The organism is Extibacter muris (assembly GCF_004345005.1).
Lineage (GTDB): Bacteria > Bacillota > Clostridia > Lachnospirales > Lachnospiraceae > Extibacter > Extibacter muris.
Window position 1 is genome coordinate 191,385 of sequence record NZ_SMMX01000006.1, and the last position, 15,911, is coordinate 207,295.

Below are 15,911 nucleotides of genomic sequence, written 5' to 3' on the forward strand. Positions count from 1 at the left end.
CCCCTCAGTCTGTCCGTTCTTTTGGAGGATGCACCATTTCAAGAATATGGCGCCTGCCGGCCCGCATGACAATCGTAATATACACATACTCCACGATTCCGAGAAGGCCGGCCATCAGAAGCGCAGTCCAAAAGAGCTGGCCGGCCCTGCTCTCAAGCCCAGACGGGAGTATCCCGCCGAACAGCGAACCGATTCCAAATATGCTGCTTATGGCCGCTGTCCCTACCGTCAGCGCAAAGTACCATCTGATCTGCGTGTCCGAGGAACGGCAGACCGCCTTGCTGTCACTGCCCAGCATCATAAGCATCCGGTAACGCCTCCCGCTCTTTTTCTGCTGCATCAGATATTGTACGCTTATGACCGTATTGGCTATCATAAGAAATATCGCCGCAAGATATAGGCTTACATATGCAGAAGCGACATTGTAGAACATCTGCCGCCCAAGCCCCTGCAGATACGTCTCATATTCCAAATCCGTCTTTTTCAGCAGGCTGTTCACCTGCATCACCGCCTGGAGAAGGCCCTTTTCTTCCACAAGCTCTTTCTGTACGGAAGCATTCCAGTACACGCTGGTCTGCTCCCCGGCAAACAGCCGGTCAAATACGGTGTCTGTAACAATCAGCCCGAGGTCGATCGTGATGAGACGGTCCGCCACAAAGTTGTCAGTGTACAGCGTACCTGATACTTTATACTGTTCCCCGTCTATCGAAAGATACGTGTCCATCCTGCACACGTCCTCTACCGCCTCTTTGTATCTGTCGTCCGAAAAATCCACGTCAGTATAGAGCGCTGTCTCGTCATCTTTCAGATCAATCGTATCCTTTCCCGCCATCTTTTGAATCGCGTTATATCCTGACAGGGAGATGACATAGGGAGACGTAAAATACTGCAGATTATTGATAAGCTTCTGCTTTTCCTCCGTATCCTTCAGCCTGCCCACGGCTTCTGTCAGCTGTGCCGTACCGAATGTATGCGCCTTCCGCTCTGCCCCCTGCGTATCCCCTTCGGTATACAACATGCTTACCCTCACTCTTGACAGGCCGGTGAGCATGCCGTTAAGTTCCGGTGCGGCCAGCTCCCTCCGGATGTGTTCCTCTTCCCCTGTGAATGTAAAGTCCACGACATGGCCTTCGTCCCCTTTTGACACCCATCCGACCGCGATGCCGTAAGCAAAGCATACCAGGGCCAGCAGAATCAAAAGAGAAGCTACTGCCATAGACCTGTGCTTCAGGAACACATGCTCCTGAAGCTGCCGGTACGTAAACGTAGAGAGCCCCTTTTTGCATCTCTTGTTCAGGAAAGATTCAAGCCCCTTCCCCAGACCGGAAAAGAGCAGGAACGTCCCTCCTGTCCCGACAGTTACTGTCAGCGCCATCGTCAATATATTCGCCCATGCAGCCCCAGCGATTGCCGTGCCATAAGCGGCCAGAAGAAGCAGAAGCCCGGCCAGAAGCCGAAGAGACGGATACAGGCTGCTCTCCACTCGGTGCTTTTCTTCCGGCCCCTCTTCCATCAGGCTGCTGATTTCCTGTCCTGCAATCCTGCCGCTCAGGATGAGGAATGCCAGAATCTTAACCCCGAAGAATCCCGCTGCAGTCCACAGCGCCGCCTTCAGGGAAAAGGAAGGCTGATGTCCGAGGATTCCAAGACCGGCTAGCCTGGATGTTATCAGGCTGGCCATCTCGGAAAGAAAGACAGATAGCGGAAGACCGGCCAGCAATGCCAGGATACTGTTCCACATGTCCTCCGCCATCAGTATGCCGAATAGTCTTCTTCTCTTCATCCCAAGCATCAGATAGATGCCAAATTCCCGGCTCCTGCATTCCAGCTGGTACTTGCCTGCAAAATAGACGAGGAAGAAGATGAGGAACAGTGAAAATGCATACAGTACCGGCACGAGGCTTAAAAGGCGGTCCACTGCATCGCTCTCCATCGTGTACAGAAACTGCATCACATTCTGGCTTTCCAGTGACAGTATCAGGTAGAACAATACGACCGCAGCCACGAGCGAGCCGAAAAATATACTGTTTTCCGCGCGGTTCCTCTTGCTGTTTCTCCTTATCATATCAAAAAACATCCGCGCTCCCTCCCAACTGTGCCATAGCTGCAAGAATTCTTTCATAATAGTCCTTCTGGGATTCCTGCGGAAATTCTCTTCTCAGCTCGTGGAAAATATACCCGTCCTTCATGAACAGGATGCGGGAACAGTAGCTGGCTGCCCCTGCGTCATGGGTAACCATCAGAATCGTACGGCCGAACTCACGGTTCAGCCCATTAAGCTTCTGCATAAGCGCTCTTGCATTTTCCGTGTCAAGCGCTCCGGTAGGTTCATCGGCAATCACGATGCCAGGATCTGGTATGAGCGCCCTGGCGGCCGCCACTCTCTGCTTCTCGCCTCCCGACATCTGTGACGGGAACTTATCCAGCACTTCCCTGATTTCCAGATAATCCACAAGCTCCGGCAGCCTGTCTGCTTCTATCCCCTCTTCTTTCCCGTGAATTGCCAGCGGCAGCGTAATATTTTCCCTTCCGGTCAGATTGTCAAGCAGTTCAAAGTCCTGATAGAGATATCCGATACGGCTGCCTCTGTATTCGGCCAGCCGCCTGTCGTCGAATCCGCCAATATCCTCACCATTGAGGAGAATCTTGCCTTCCGTCGGCTTTAAGGCGGTTGCGATACAGTTCAAAAGCGTCGTCTTGCCGCAACCGCTCTTGCCCATGATGCCAAGAAACTCCCCTTCCAATACGTCAAACGTCATACCATCAAGTGCTTTTGTCATGCTGCCATGCTTTCCAAAGTGCTTACGCAGGCCTTGTACCTGTAATATTTTCTGCTTCATAATTATCGTGCCTCCCATCTACAGGAATTATACCGTATATGGCGGCACGAAACCACTTACAGAAGATGTAAGGTTTGACGGCACTATCTCCATGATCCTTTCTAATCGCTCCAGGTTCTTGTCCGAATGCTCGATCTCTCTCGAATAACGGTAGACTGTCTCTATGACATCTTCCGAATCGAGCCTCTTCTCATTCTTCACCCATCGCGCCATGAGCAGCTCTTCTATCACCATGCGGCTTACTGCCGCCAGTTTTGCTTTGGCGCTGATTCTGCCATCATATGCCGCCCCGCAGAAATAAGTGAAGATAAAGTAGACAAGAAGCTGCTCCGCCTGTATCTCCCACTCCGGCATCTGTTCTTTCAGCCATGTGCCGAATTCCAGGCATCTCCCGGCGTAGCTGTCTGCCGTTCCCATATGCAGGAACGCCCTCGTCTCATCCAGACAGTTCCTCCAGTCTTCGCGCAGCAGCTCCAGCATCACTTCCCTGGCATCGGACAGCACAGAATATAGCAGCAGGTCAAAGTCTTCGTATGTCTCTTCCCCCACCTTTTCATATGCCAGATATGCCACTTGCTCTTTTTTGTTCATAAGTATCTTCGCGACAGCGGGGCATGACAGAGACAGTGTAATCTCGCGGGCGCCTTCAAATTCTTCTATGTGCCTCGGGTAAAGCCGGCACGTCCTGCACAGGCTCCTTTTCCCCAGTTCTGCATACATGCGGCACAGATTATCCTCATCCAGAAAGGCACAGCGTTTTCCTTTCTTCTGCCGGTATACCGCACGGTTCCAGTGGATGGACTTTTGCAGCTTACGTCCCATCCTTCCCCGGGCGCAGGCATATCTTCTAAGTGATCTGCCATCATATCGTATATCTCATATGCTTAACATCCTTTCAAAATCTGTCGACATCCCCCTGTCTTTCATGATATAGTATCGATGGCGCAGCCGGGAGCGGCGCCATCAATCGCAAGGTATAATATGCAGAGAGGTTATGGGACAATGGCACGGGGAACGCAGGATACAAGTCAAATTACAGAAGGCGTAATCTGGAAACAGCTTCTTATCTTCTTCTTTCCGATTGTTTTCGGAACATTTTTTCAGCAGCTCTATAATACGATAGACACGATCATCGTCGGACATTTCGTCGGCAAAGAGGCCTTGGCAAGCGTGGGGGCTCTTCCACGCAGATCATCAATCTGATTGTCGGCTTCTTCACCGGCCTTTCTTCCGGTGCGTCTGTCATTATCGCTCAGTTTTACGGAGCAAAAGACAGGTACTCCCTGAGGCAGAGCCTGCATACTGCCTATGCATTTTCCGCAGCGGGAAGTATCGTTATCGGTATGCTTGGATTCCTGCTTGCACCAAGGATGCTGGCATGGATGAATACGCCTGCCGAGCTTGTAGCAGACTCCACCACGTACCTGCGTATCTACTTTGCAGGCATCCTCTGTACTACCTCATCGTGTGCTGCATCCTGAACATCGTGCTGGACACGGTATTTGTCGTCGTCTTCCACATGGGCGTGGCAGGCGTGGCGGCAGCCACCTTAGTGTCACAGGCTGTAAGCGCCCTGCTTGTGACGATCAGGCTTATCCGGGGAGAGACGATGCTTACGCTGTCTCTGACGCAGATCCGCATCCACGGTCCAATTCTCCGATTGCTGCTGCGCATCGGGCTGCCCGCGGGCTTCCAGTCTGTCATGTACAATATCTCCAACACGATGATCCAGGCGGCGCTGAACGGGTTCGGGACCGACACGTCGGCGGCATGGTCGGTGTATAACAAGCTGGACGGGCTGTTCTGGATGATGAGCGGTGCCTTCGGCATCGCCATTACCACATTTGTCGGCCAGAATTACGGGACAGGTAAGACAGACCGGGTAAAAAAGAGCGTCCGCGTCTGCCTTGGCATCGACTTGCTCTTTTTTGGAATCCTCGTTATCTTTTTCCTCGTTTTCCGCATGCCCCTTTTTGGCAACTTCACGACAGACGCAGAAGTCATGCGGCTTGGTTCCTGGATGCTCGGCCTCATTACGCCGTGCTATATCTTCTATGTATTCCTGGAAGTGCTGTCCGGGGCGCTGCGGGGTATCGGAGATGTCATCATACCCCTTATCATTACGATGTTCGGCACCTGCCTGCTGAGAATCATATGGGTCGCGGGGGCGCTCAAGATACATCCTGCCGTAGATACGGTCATCTTCAGCTATCCGGTGACTTGGATCATCTCGGCGGTACTGTTCATCCTCTATTATTCGTACCGGAAACGGAGGCTGTAGTGTTACACTACACGCCTTTCTTCCTGCAGATATCTGCCAGACAGCACTTATCGCAGAGCGGCTTCGTCCTCGCCGTGCACACGTCTCGGCCATGGTAGACGAGGCGGTGGCAGAAATCGCTGCCTTCTTCCGGAGGAATCATCTTCCACAGCGCCATCTCCACCTTTTTCGGATCCTTGATACCGTCTACAAGCCCCATCCGGTTCACAAGACGGATGCAGTGCGTATCTGTCACGATAGCAGGTTTGCCGAACACGTCCCCCATGATAAGGTTGGCGCTCTTACGGCCCACGCCCGGAAGCTTCAGCAGCGCGTCAAAATCATCCGGCACTTTCCCACTGTACTCATCTCTCAATATCTTCATACAGGCGCTGATATCCCGCGCCTTGCTCCTGCCAAGGCCGCACGGCCTTACAATCTCTTCTATGTCATTTGCGTCTGCGGCAGCCAGCGCGTCCACATCCGGGTATCGCTTGTACAAGTCCTCTACGACCACATTGACTCTTGCATCCGTGCACTGCGCCGCCAGCCGGACACTGACGAGGAGCTTCCACGCATGGTCGTAATCCAGCGTGCAGCCGGCATCCGGGTACTCCTTTTTCAAGCGTTCGATTATCTCTAGTGCTAAGTTCTTCTTTGTCATACTGTTCCTCTTTTTTTCATCAATTCTTTGTATATCTGGAGGCTTTCGTCATCAAACAGGACAAACACCACCTTCTCTATCCTTCCGGGATGCTCTTCCAGATATGACCGTACCGTATGTACCGCGACAGTGGCAGCCTCTTTCTTCGGATATCCGTAGATGCCGGTCGATATGGCGGGAAACGCGATGGACGTAACCCGCTTTCCCGCCGCGGCTTCCAGTGAATTCCTGTAGCAGGCCGCCAGCACCTCTGCCTCTTTCTTCTCACCGCCGCGCCAGACAGGACCTACCGTATGGATTATATACCTGCCCGGCAGCCGGTAGCCTCCGGTCACCCTCGCTTCACCAGCAGGACAGCCATGGAGCGCTCTGCATTCTTCCAGAAGTCCTGGGCCTGCTGCTCTGTGGACAGCCCCGTCTACGCCTCCTCCTCCGAGAAGGGAAGAATTGGCGGCATTGACTATCGCATCAACATCTGTAAGTCTGGTAATATCACCTTTTATTACATGTATCATGGTCATCCTCCTTTTCTGTGAAGTGGTTTCTATTCATTTTAATCTCTGCCAGACCTTATGTCAAACGACAATCCGCTTTGCCGCAATATAAACATTACATAATGTAATATATAGTTGACATTCATATTTTAACAGTGTATACTTGAGCTAAAGGAGGCGGGAGATGAAAAACAAAAAAATGAAACTTGCAAGAATCAATATGGACATGTCCCAGGAGGACCTTGCCAGACGCGTGGAAGTCACCCGCCAGACGATAGGTATGATAGAGGCCGGGAAATTTAATCCGTCACTCAAACTATGCATCGCGATCTGCCGGGCACTCGGCGCAACCTTAAACGATTTGTTCTGGGAGGAGGATGAGATATATGAAGAAAGTAGTAGATGAAAGACAGGAACTGGAAATCACGAAGATAGAACGCACCGGATTCTGGGTGCTATTTATCGCCCTGGCCGCAGATATCCTGCTTAAAGTGTTGTTCTTTCACGTCCCGGTGAGGAATCTGATCGGGGAACATATCGTCTTTCTTGCGGGATGCGTAAACATTATCATCGGATGTGCGAAGAGAGGGCTGTGGACGAATTATTCTGTACCGTGCGTCAAAGACTATCTCATACACAGCCTCGGAGGAACTGTCATCTTTACGCTTCTGTTCGCAGGCGCCATGGCCCTGCAGAATGCCAGGCATCTTGCCGGTATGACGCTGGCCTTTGCAGCCTTTATCTTTCTGCTTATGTTCGGGGTGCTGGCAGCTATGGGAGAATACACGAAAAGAAAACAGAAAAAGCTGGATGAAACTTATGGAGATGATTAGAATCAGGAGGTTCTCTAATGGATTTTGAACAAGACTATATTATGAGGCTGGTCAAAGACCTGGTCCGCTTCCTCATGCAGCTCATCACGGGAAAACCCCGGTTCCGGTATGAGACAGACATAGAGCAGCCCTCGGCGTGCGGCGATGATTATACCCGCATCATCGCCATGGCTGACGCGGGCAGAATCAACGAAGCCGAGAACCTGCTCTATGAGAATCTGGATTGTGATAACGAGGACTATCTGCTGATGGGCCTGTCCTTCTACTCACACATCAACGACTACGATGACGATTTTCTCCGGGAATCGGATTATTCCAGAGCTGAGGTCAGGGACGGCATCGAAAGCTTTATAAAAGAGTACGGTATCACAGGGCTTGAGGCCTTCTACTCTTCGGCCTTAAGGCTGATGTAGCTTCTCTTTTATAAAGAACGACTTGTCATCTTCCGCCCGCATCGTAGCCAGTATCCCGTCCAGATGGTCATACTCATGCTGCAGAAGCTCTGACAAGTCTCCCTCCAGCTCCATCCGGCAGTCTTCCCACTGTTCATTCTTATAATGTATCGTACACCGTTTATGACGGCTCACCCTGACAAGCAGGCCCGGAAAGGACATGCAGTCATCCATCACCTCTATCCGTTCTTCATCCGGATATTCCAGACACGGATTGATGAACACCACCGGACGGTCTATGTACATATACAAGATTCTCTTGAATACTCCAATCTGCGGGGCGGCCACGGCCCTTCCCGCATCGTATGCCGCCCGGAAGTCCATCAGCGTGTCATGCAGATCTTGAATGACCGGCCTTATACTGTCCAGCTCCTCTTCCTTCACCTCTTCGCTTCTTTCATACAGCCTGGGGTTGCCAAGCAGCAATATCTCTCTTGTCATATGATTTCCTCCCGACGTTCCTGTCTAATATATCTGCTGTACCATGGCACGGGTGAATACTTCGTCTCCCTCCGGCACAAGGTTCTCTCCGCATGCACGGACCTCACCGTCCGTCTGCTGGATGTACATCCGGTAACCGATATAAGGAAGCGGCTCTTCCCGGTCATAGAGCGGGTACTGTTCCGGCGAACGGTACATGAGCGCATCGGCCCAGACAGCCTTCACCTTCTCCCTGGCCTGCACCGGCAGGATCGTACCTTCTGATACGGGGATGCCGCATTGTCCGTACGTATTGTCCCCCCACGGCCCAGTTCACCGTGTTCATTGGCCGAGATTCCATATAACGTCCAATTCTCTATATAAAATCTGCTGTCATAGCTGACAGCGTTGTCACTGTAGCAGTCTTCAATACGAAGCTTAGGGGCTCCCAGGTTCAGACCTTCTTTGTCCGGCGTGTCCACGTATTGCACGAGGGCCTCCCTGGCAGCCTTCGTCTCTTTCTGCTCCTGCTTTGATGTGGAATACAGTCCGTCTCTTAGGATGTCACCGGACTTGGTATTGCCCGCATTATAATTCCACAGGAGCAGGAAGATGAGCAGTGCCTGTACCGCAATGGCTGCCGCGGACCGTATCGTCCTGCCTCTGGCAGAACCAGAGATATCGATATAATCGCATCCGTTCCCGCAGTATTTTTTCAGGCGGTTCCGCAGTATGGCCTGCTCTTCTTTCGCCATATCCCCTTTGTATATAAAATGATTGCTGACTGCAAAAAAGCGTTCTCCTTCTTTTACATGTTCCAGCTTCCCTACCGGCATTCCGGTGACGCTGTCGTACGTGTGGATGACAAGCTCGCCACCAGACAGTTCTACGATCGTCTTTGCATCTTCCGGGCGGTTGTCATAATTCTTTTTCGTCACCTTCACAGACAGCCGGTATGCCAGCTGCCGTAACAGTATGATCAGCATAGAGATACCCAAGACGAGGCACATGCAGACAGTGACAGCCAGCATAGGATTCATAACGTTCATGTATAGCAGGGCTGCTGCCAGGATGCTGATGAATCCCGCCCTCTTTTCCGAATAATAATAGCGCAGGTTATAGAGCGCGTACAGGGCAGACCACTTTACCGCCTGTTCCCTGTCTCCTTGGCACCAGCCAAACTCTATGTGGACCGCCTCCTCTTCCGGATGCAGGTTGTTCGTATACTTGTCTTTGCAATGCTTCTTCAGCCAGTTTCTCAGAGAAAGCATCCCGTCTCTGCCGATATATTTCTTTTCAAGCCGCACCCCTGTCGCGGCGCCGCAGATATCAAAAGCCTCCTCGTTTTCCCGGACTGCCGATATGTCTGAATAACGGATGCTCTGCTGCCGGCCGTCACCATACTCGATAAAAAGGTAGTCCGGGTAGAACGTCCCCTTCAGGCTGCCTTGCTCCCGGCTCTTAATCAACGCGGACATCCTTCTTCTGGATATGCCGTTGCAGAAACGTACCGTACCGAGCAAGACCGCCTCTGCCACCGCCGCCAGCACGGCCATCTTAAGCATCGGATGCCAGCCGGCCAGGACGCCGACCGCATTCAGCAGCATAACCATGAAAAGCACCCCATACCCGATAACAATGACGAAGCCGTCTATCCTGCTGTTCTGGCACTTCTCAGATCTCTCCCTGTAGTTCGCAGGCACGGTGTCATATAGAAAAGTATCTGTCTTTTCCATCTACTGACCCTCCTGCCGCTCACCCGGAACAGTTTAAAATACGCAAGGTCCCCTGCCGTGTCCATCTCCTCTTCTTCATTGGTGTAAGGATCTGAATATACATCCGTAGAATCTATCTGCACGAGGCAGTCATACATATCTCCTGCCAGCATCTCCATATGGGTGATATTCCTTGTGACGTCTATCCCGTTCACCGCATACTGCTTATCGTTTTCCTCAAGCGCACACCTTGCCGCCCAGAAGAAGAGGATTGCCGCCGCTGCCAGCAGGAGGATAAGCAGCATAGTCACAAGATATGGCAGGAAGTCCGAAATATATTCCATCTGGTATGCCTTCCCGGCTATAACATATACAAGCTGCATACACACGAGAATCAAGGCCGGTATGGCACACAAGATTCCTGCTGTTTTCCTCTTCTTCCTGCGCCGCGCCTCTTCTCCATCGGCCATGCCTCTCCCATCGCTGCCGCCTCCGGTACCTCGCTGCTCGCCGTCCATCAGTTCATCTACACTTATCTCCAGTATCCGGCACAGCTCCCTGAGCATGCCTACATCGGGCAGGCCGCCCCCGCTTTCCCTTAGTTAAAGATATGAACCCTCTTTATCAGTCTACTTTTCCAATAAATCGGTAATATATCTCTATTTCCTGTATTCTTTCGTTATCCTCATTCGTTGTTGCTTCGTGAATAAGGATTTTTTCTATCATTGCATTTAATAACGGTGCTGTCAGTTCCTTTGGTACGGAATACTCCTTGATTAACTCAATCCACTTTTCAGCACCTATCATATCCTGTTCCATTTTACTTAATTCTTCTCTTAGGTTGGTTATCTGCTGTTCCAGTTCTATCTGCTCTTTTTGATATTTCCCCGACAGCATGATGAAGTTTCGTTCCGTTATCTTCTCACAGGCTCTATCTTCATACATTTTCGCAAACAAGCGGTCAATCTCATTTTGACGGTTCTCGGCTTTCTTCAAGGCACTTGCCTTTTTCTTCTTTTCCCGTATTCGCTCTGCATTGCCAGCCTTTTGTATCTTATTTAAGACCTTTTCTTCGTCCTGCTGTACTGCCTTAGTCCAATACTGCAAGCGTTCCAATACGGCTTGATACAGAACATCATAACGGATATAGTGCATAGAACAAGTACCTTTGCCAAACTGTCCGTAGTAACTGCAAGCATAATAACTGTAAGGCGTTTTACTTGCCGTATTCGTTGCAAACCGCATAGACCAGCCACAATCCGCACACTTGACAAGCCCTGCAAATATCGGCGTTGCCTTTTCCTTTGTCTGTCTACGTCTTGATTTTATCTGTTCCTGCACACGATAGAACACTTCCTTGTCAATAATCGGCTCATGGGTATTTTCCACTCGAAACCATTCACTCTCGGGCTTACGCACTTTCTTCTTGCTCTTAAATGAAACCGTAGACTGCATATTGTGAACGCTGTTGCCTATATAAACCTCACTTTTTAATATTGCCTTGACATGAGCAATCGTCCACTCATAACGTTTGCTTTCGGGCTTTCCCTCAAAGATATGTGCAAAAGTACCGTACCTTGTAAAATTCAGCCAAGACGCTGTCGGAACTTTTTCCTCTCGCAGTACCTTTGTGATTTTGGCACTACCATAGCCTTGATAAGCTAGGGAAAAGATTTTTTCAACAATCCACTTTGTTTCCTCATCAACCAGCAGTTTCCCTTTGATGTCAGGGTGTTTCTTATATCCTAACGGAGCATAAGCACCATAATGAGCACCCTCTGCAAATTTTGTCCGAAATGCCGATTTCACTTTACGGCTTGTATCTCTTGCCACCCATTCATTGATGATGTTCTTAAATGGTGCAATCTCACTTTCGCCTTTTTCGCTGTCTACACCGTCGTCAATCGCTATGTAACGGACATTATGGCTGGGAAAATACAATTCTGTATATTGTCCTGTCATAATATAGTTCCTGCCAAGTCGGGAAAGGTCTTTCGTTACAACACAGTTGATTTTTCCTGCCTCTATATCCTCAATCATTCTTTGAAAACTCGGTCTTTCAAAATTTGTTCCCGACCAGCCGTCATCAATATATTCATCAATCACATTCAAATGATGTTCTTTTGCATATAGACGCAACATACTTCTTTGTGTGGTAATGCTGGAACTTTCGCCCTGTAATTCATCATCTCGGCTTAACCTAAGATAAAGTGCAGTATTGTAAATCTGTTGTTTCATTGTCAGTTATCCTCCTTTATAACTAACCCGTGTTTACAATACCTGCTTGCAAGTAAAGTATAACACGGGTACTTTTTGCCATTCAATCTATTTCTTACAACTGCACCGATTTTATGCGATTGTCTGCTTTGCTTTTTCCAGCATAACATCAGTCAGAAGTTCTCCCATTGTCTTTCCCTTTTCGGAAAAATGCTCTTTTACAACAATCTTTGTCTTTCCTCTGTTGCCAATGCCACGCTTATTATTTGTCTTTTCTTGCATTGTTTTTACAATATCAGCAATAACACATACCCCCTTTCCATAATCTTTTTTTAAGCAATTCAACGGCTTTTGTCATAGCCCACAGGAGTTTCACCTCTGCATAGTTCTTATGTAGCCGTACCCATTGCGTGCGACGCTCTGAACGCTCAAACTGTGGCTGTACGGGAGTATCATTATCAGACAGAACAGGTCATGGCGATAAAAGAGGACAAGTCTTTTACAGGAACACAAATAGGGTTCGCTCGCTTTTGCAGGGGAAAGGTCATGGCGTATCTGCTTCAATGGCTCGCTGTCTGTCAAACGTATTGAATTGCTTTATTCAGTTGTCAAAGAACACGAAAGAAGAAAATCGTCTTTCCTATATACCGCGTTGGAAAAGAGCAGAAGCGTAACCAATATTCAAAACTTTTTCTCTTTTCACTTCATATCTGTACAGCAAACGTCCAGTTGCTAAGTTGATAATGAAAAAATTATTTTTCTTTTCATACCCTAACTACCCATGCAACACCGTAACTGCCAACTATGGAATAAAAGATTTTCTTTGCTCCATATAGGGAATGAAAACTGTCAAATGTTAAGTTGAAATTAAAAATTGTTTCTTCTTTCACATCATATAGGGACAGCAACCACCGATTTGATGACCTGTTTTCAAAAAAAGTTAGATTTCCTTTCCTCGCACCATATCTGTACACAAGTAGTCGTTTTGTTGCAGTTTTTTTGAAGAAATTAAAAAATACCGTCATTCCCTTGTGGAACAGCGGTATCTTTCTCAATCATGTCTGCTATGTCTGTTGTCATTTGTTTAATCTTTAATTCCTGCTTTTCTGTTAGTCTTGTATGCCTGTCGATTTCTTCCAGATAATTTGCTCCTGTTTTCTTTTCAATCTCTTTTATCATCAATAAAGAGGGCATGACCTGTCTTTCTAACCAGCGTTTTGTTTTATCCATATTGACAGCAACAGGTGTCATAATAAACGGAAGTGAGGTCGTTACATTATCTAAAAATATATCCCATAAAATATAATCGGGAAAATCTATCTGTGTGAGGATAAGGCTTGCTATGGTCTGTTCGGGATTTCTTGAAAAAACAAGTTGTTCTATCGTTTGCCCTGCTTTTCCATTTTTTAAACGAATTTCAAAGCGGTTCTTAATGTCTGTTTTTATGCCCTTGCTTTTTTGTTCCTTTTCTTTTTCATACAAGCAAAAGTAGATAGAACTATTCTTTGAACCGATATAAAAAGTTTTTGCAGTATCTCCATTTGTACCCGATAATTTTCCGCTGTCTACTGCTTCATGGGTTCTTGAACGTTTCCATACCTTGTTGGCGTAATAACGTTCCCTTAGAATTTCTATATCCAGCAATCCGCCCATATCATTGATTGCTAAATCTATGCGTTTAAAAACGCCTTGATAATCTATACAACATCTTAAAAAGTAATACCAGTCTATCCCTCTTGCCTGTAAAACATATTCCAAGTTCCGACACCCCATACCTCTTAATTCCAATAAAACACCCCTAGAACTATCTTTAGAAGCATTTACACTAATATCCCCATAGATATACTGTTCTTCATAACCATACATTCCGTAATCTTCATGTATAAAATATTCGCTTTTAATTGCCAGTACATTTTTTATAATTTCCAATGCGTCTGTGGTAGGAAAACGAACACGCAGATAGTCAATCGTTAAAGTGAAAGGCTGTGTACAATTACAATAATCAAGATAATGTAAAAGTATATGTTTCATTTCTTTACTGGCTTTTGTTTTTCCGTTTTCAATTTCATTTAAGTTCTGCCTGCTGATTTGTAGTTCCTGTGCCAGTCGTGATTGCGAATAATCACAGGCATTTCTCTTTTGCTTTAATGTTTCAATAAATTCTATATCATTCATGCTTCATTCCTCCAATCAAAAAAGGCATATACTCATAGGAGCATACACCTTGTATCTTATATTTATTTTCTATTGATATGCTGTTTTAGACCTGTCGGGTAGAAAGAATAGGGTGTGAAGTGAAATAAGTTCTTATAAACTTATAAATCGTTGCATATCAGCAGTTTTGTATTTGTTTTTTCTCTTGTCTTTTGTAATAGTACCCCCCTGTTAGATAACGGGGGCTTTGAACAGCTCGCAAGCTCGCCCAACCGACGAAGTGAATCAGCCCCTCGCCAGCAAGCTGGCGTGTCGGAAAGTCTAGGGACTTCCGCCACCGTGTCTGGATCACTCCGTCGGTTTTGAGATTTTGAGCGTATCTTTCGCATAAACTGGAATTTAACTTTCTAAAATATTAAATTTCAACACTTTCACCACAAGACATATAGTGCATATTACTCATTTGATGAGATAAATAGTCAAATGCTTTCTTCCCTGTACAATGACAAGTATAAAACTCAGTATCTTTATATTTCTGAAGTTCCGTTACAATGCCATTTAACAATTCTTTTGACACTGTTTTCTTTGTGAGCGGATTGAATAAATGGAAACCTCCAACGCAAAAATCAGGTTTATACTTTTCTGCTTCTTCCATTATATTGACAACACCAGTATGTCCACATCCCATAATAAGTACTACTTGATTTTCTGAAATAATCAAATTTTGCTCGTGTCTAAAATTATCTTTTCCATTTTCACCATAAAGAGCATTATTAGCAGGAGAATAAAATTTATTTGTTTTACTCACTGTAAACAATGATAATTCATCATCAATTTTATAATCACCATCCAACAGTATCACCTGTCTATTTGACTTGAGTTTACTATCAATTCCAACTGGTATTTTAAAAAATAAAGTTTTGCTGTAATGTGGTTCAAAAGCTTCTTTCTGTACATAAATATTAGCTAAAGAATTGACCTCTAAAAACTTTTTCAAAGCACCTCCATGGTCAAAGTGCCCATGTGAAACAATAACCGTATCCACCTTTGAAATATCAATATTTCTTCTAACTGCATTGTCAAACAATGTATTGTCTGGACCTAAATCAAATAAAATTTTATGTGTCTTTGTTTCGATATAAAGTGATAGTCCATGTTTTGCCATACAATCTGATTTCGTTCTATTTTCTACCAATGATATGATTTTCATAAATTAACCTCTACAATTTCATATTTATCGTTCTGACATATATTGCTGTACTTCATTAGAAGTCAATTTTCGTATTTGTGTATTTGTATATTCTTTGTATTCTGTAACAGCGAAAATAGGTTTCATACATTTACAAAATTTGCCTTTGTTCTTTTTCAAGTACAACTGTAAATCATTATCACTAGCAAAAATTTTATAGGAACGTCTGCCATTTTCACTTTCTATTTCATAAATACCGCAAGATTTTTTCATACTGTAATCAGCTGTACGCAAATACATTTTTGCAATTTCTAATGACTTAAAAGGGAAATTCCATCTTTGCAATCCACGCTTAGGCTCTTTTTCAATACAGATACACCGTCCACAAGTCCCACAAATATATTGCATATGATTTTGTAAACATTCTATCGGATTTAACAGCGGTGTTATTCTTTTTTCATCAACATAACATTCCACACACATTTTTATTTCACTTCCTTAAAAATTTCCAATTTATCTTTATGTACATTATACCATGATACTTCAATATCGTCATTTCTTTTCTGCTTTTGAAAAGTTACTTATCAGTCCATGATTTGTAAAGGGTGCTATTCAGCATTGCTTACGCAACAAGCCCTTGACAAACCATAGACTAATAAGTTTTGAGGTAATC

The 15,911-nt window shown here is 46.4% G+C and carries 17 protein-coding genes and 1 pseudogene; 4 read left to right on the forward strand and 14 right to left on the reverse strand.

Translation table 11 applies throughout. The annotated features are described in order from the left end of the window. Nucleotides 1–4: 4 nt before the first annotated feature. From E1963_RS09485 to fliB, 3 genes are read right to left on the reverse strand one after another with little or no spacing between them, the layout of a single operon-like run. Nucleotides 5–2,077 (reverse strand): ABC transporter permease, encoded by a 2,073-nt coding sequence (locus tag E1963_RS09485; protein WP_167482164.1) that lies wholly within the window; start codon nucleotides 2,075–2,077, stop codon nucleotides 5–7. After that, nucleotides 2,067–2,840, reverse strand: coding sequence for an ABC transporter ATP-binding protein (locus tag E1963_RS09490; protein WP_167482165.1), 774 nt, complete (start codon nucleotides 2,838–2,840; stop codon nucleotides 2,067–2,069). Before E1963_RS09490 ends, E1963_RS09485 begins: the two co-directional genes overlap by 11 nt. 27 nt (nucleotides 2,841–2,867) lie before the next feature. Further along, complete coding sequence (fliB, locus tag E1963_RS09495; RefSeq protein WP_201272025.1) at nucleotides 2,868–3,713, reverse strand: flagellin lysine-N-methylase; 846 nt, start codon at nucleotides 3,711–3,713, stop codon at nucleotides 2,868–2,870. A 129-nt stretch (nucleotides 3,714–3,842) separates the two neighbouring features. Here fliB and E1963_RS09500 point away from each other — a divergent pair. After that, nucleotides 3,843–5,121 (forward strand): annotated as a pseudogene (locus E1963_RS09500) (MATE family efflux transporter). Between the two features lie 7 nt (nucleotides 5,122–5,128). On the opposite strand, the gene E1963_RS09505 reads toward E1963_RS09500, so the two are convergent. Together E1963_RS09505 and E1963_RS09510 are read right to left on the reverse strand one after the other, a co-directional pair. Next, the gene (locus E1963_RS09505) at nucleotides 5,129–5,764 is read right to left on the reverse strand and encodes an endonuclease III domain-containing protein (protein WP_132277442.1); all 636 of its coding nucleotides are present in this window, start codon (nucleotides 5,762–5,764) and stop codon (nucleotides 5,129–5,131) included. Further along, complete coding sequence (locus E1963_RS09510) at nucleotides 5,761–6,279, reverse strand: O-acetyl-ADP-ribose deacetylase (RefSeq protein ID WP_330570765.1); 519 nt, start codon at nucleotides 6,277–6,279, stop codon at nucleotides 5,761–5,763. The genes E1963_RS09505 and E1963_RS09510 overlap by 4 nt, the downstream gene beginning before the upstream one ends. A gap of 163 nt (nucleotides 6,280–6,442) precedes the next feature. Between E1963_RS09510 and E1963_RS09515 the strand changes: the two genes are divergently transcribed. From E1963_RS09515 to E1963_RS09525, 3 genes are read left to right on the forward strand one after another with little or no spacing between them, the layout of a single operon-like run. After that, the gene (locus E1963_RS09515) at nucleotides 6,443–6,664 is read left to right on the forward strand and encodes a helix-turn-helix transcriptional regulator (RefSeq protein WP_066572352.1); all 222 of its coding nucleotides are present in this window, start codon (nucleotides 6,443–6,445) and stop codon (nucleotides 6,662–6,664) included. Then, on the forward strand, nucleotides 6,645–7,091 hold the full coding sequence (locus E1963_RS09520) for a DUF6773 family protein (protein ID WP_132277446.1): 447 nt from the start codon (nucleotides 6,645–6,647) through the stop codon (nucleotides 7,089–7,091). The genes E1963_RS09515 and E1963_RS09520 overlap by 20 nt, the downstream gene beginning before the upstream one ends. 17 nt (nucleotides 7,092–7,108) lie before the next feature. Beyond that, nucleotides 7,109–7,504 (forward strand): DUF6483 family protein, encoded by a 396-nt coding sequence (locus tag E1963_RS09525; protein WP_132277448.1) that lies wholly within the window; start codon nucleotides 7,109–7,111, stop codon nucleotides 7,502–7,504. Here the strand turns inward: E1963_RS09525 and E1963_RS09530 are convergent. From E1963_RS09530 to E1963_RS09580, 9 genes are all read right to left on the reverse strand, one after another. Further along, the gene (locus tag E1963_RS09530; protein ID WP_132277450.1) at nucleotides 7,490–7,984 is read right to left on the reverse strand and encodes a peptide deformylase; all 495 of its coding nucleotides are present in this window, start codon (nucleotides 7,982–7,984) and stop codon (nucleotides 7,490–7,492) included. The genes E1963_RS09525 and E1963_RS09530 overlap by 15 nt on opposite strands. Nucleotides 7,985–8,008: 24 nt before the next feature. Continuing rightward, nucleotides 8,009–8,209: a hypothetical protein gene (locus tag E1963_RS09535; RefSeq protein ID WP_167482166.1), complete on the reverse strand. Its 201-nt coding sequence runs from the start codon at nucleotides 8,207–8,209 to the stop codon at nucleotides 8,009–8,011. Beyond that, entirely contained in the window at nucleotides 8,206–9,699 is a 1,494-nt protein-coding gene (locus E1963_RS09540; protein WP_132277454.1) for a hypothetical protein, read from the reverse strand. The genes E1963_RS09535 and E1963_RS09540 overlap by 4 nt, the downstream gene beginning before the upstream one ends. After that, nucleotides 9,615–10,244 (reverse strand): hypothetical protein, encoded by a 630-nt coding sequence (locus tag E1963_RS20145; protein ID WP_201272022.1) that lies wholly within the window; start codon nucleotides 10,242–10,244, stop codon nucleotides 9,615–9,617. The genes E1963_RS09540 and E1963_RS20145 overlap by 85 nt, the downstream gene beginning before the upstream one ends. 58 nt (nucleotides 10,245–10,302) lie before the next feature. Continuing rightward, nucleotides 10,303–11,916, reverse strand: a complete 1,614-nt coding sequence (locus E1963_RS09550) for a recombinase family protein (RefSeq protein WP_132277456.1) — start codon at nucleotides 11,914–11,916, stop codon at nucleotides 10,303–10,305. 111 nt (nucleotides 11,917–12,027) lie between these two features. Beyond that, on the reverse strand, nucleotides 12,028–12,177 hold the full coding sequence (locus tag E1963_RS09555; RefSeq protein WP_462811224.1) for a hypothetical protein: 150 nt from the start codon (nucleotides 12,175–12,177) through the stop codon (nucleotides 12,028–12,030). Between the two features lie 726 nt (nucleotides 12,178–12,903). Next, nucleotides 12,904–14,070 carry an XRE family transcriptional regulator gene (locus E1963_RS09570; RefSeq protein WP_132277462.1) on the reverse strand — a complete coding sequence of 389 codons (1,167 nt, stop codon included), beginning with the start codon at nucleotides 14,068–14,070 and terminating at the stop codon, nucleotides 12,904–12,906. A 394-nt stretch (nucleotides 14,071–14,464) separates the two neighbouring features. Beyond that, the gene (locus tag E1963_RS09575; RefSeq protein WP_132277464.1) at nucleotides 14,465–15,259 is read right to left on the reverse strand and encodes an MBL fold metallo-hydrolase; all 795 of its coding nucleotides are present in this window, start codon (nucleotides 15,257–15,259) and stop codon (nucleotides 14,465–14,467) included. A gap of 24 nt (nucleotides 15,260–15,283) precedes the next feature. After that, on the reverse strand, nucleotides 15,284–15,721 hold the full coding sequence (locus E1963_RS09580) for a hypothetical protein (protein WP_132277466.1): 438 nt from the start codon (nucleotides 15,719–15,721) through the stop codon (nucleotides 15,284–15,286). Nucleotides 15,722–15,911 lie beyond the last annotated feature (190 nt).

Coding starts and splice junctions, on each gene's coding strand:
- E1963_RS09485 (WP_167482164.1), bottom strand. CDS start 2,077: ATGTTTTTTGATATGATAAGGAGAAACAGCAAGAGGAACCGCGCGGAA.
- E1963_RS09490 (WP_167482165.1), bottom strand. CDS start 2,840: ATGAAGCAGAAAATATTACAGGTACAAGGCCTGCGTAAGCACTTTGGA.
- E1963_RS09505 (WP_132277442.1), bottom strand. CDS start 5,764: ATGACAAAGAAGAACTTAGCACTAGAGATAATCGAACGCTTGAAAAAG.
- E1963_RS09510 (WP_330570765.1), bottom strand. CDS start 6,279: ATGATACATGTAATAAAAGGTGATATTACCAGACTTACAGATGTTGAT.
- E1963_RS09515 (WP_066572352.1), top strand. CDS start 6,443: ATGAAAAACAAAAAAATGAAACTTGCAAGAATCAATATGGACATGTCC.
- E1963_RS09520 (WP_132277446.1), top strand. CDS start 6,645: ATGAAGAAAGTAGTAGATGAAAGACAGGAACTGGAAATCACGAAGATA.
- E1963_RS09525 (WP_132277448.1), top strand. CDS start 7,109: ATGGATTTTGAACAAGACTATATTATGAGGCTGGTCAAAGACCTGGTC.
- E1963_RS09530 (WP_132277450.1), bottom strand. CDS start 7,984: ATGACAAGAGAGATATTGCTGCTTGGCAACCCCAGGCTGTATGAAAGA.
- E1963_RS09540 (WP_132277454.1), bottom strand. CDS start 9,699: ATGGAAAAGACAGATACTTTTCTATATGACACCGTGCCTGCGAACTAC.
- E1963_RS20145 (WP_201272022.1), bottom strand. CDS start 10,244: ATGCTCAGGGAGCTGTGCCGGATACTGGAGATAAGTGTAGATGAACTG.
- E1963_RS09550 (WP_132277456.1), bottom strand. CDS start 11,916: ATGAAACAACAGATTTACAATACTGCACTTTATCTTAGGTTAAGCCGA.
- E1963_RS09555 (WP_462811224.1), bottom strand. CDS start 12,177: ATGCAAGAAAAGACAAATAATAAGCGTGGCATTGGCAACAGAGGAAAG.
- E1963_RS09570 (WP_132277462.1), bottom strand. CDS start 14,070: ATGAATGATATAGAATTTATTGAAACATTAAAGCAAAAGAGAAATGCC.
- E1963_RS09575 (WP_132277464.1), bottom strand. CDS start 15,259: ATGAAAATCATATCATTGGTAGAAAATAGAACGAAATCAGATTGTATG.
- E1963_RS09580 (WP_132277466.1), bottom strand. CDS start 15,721: ATGTGTGTGGAATGTTATGTTGATGAAAAAAGAATAACACCGCTGTTA.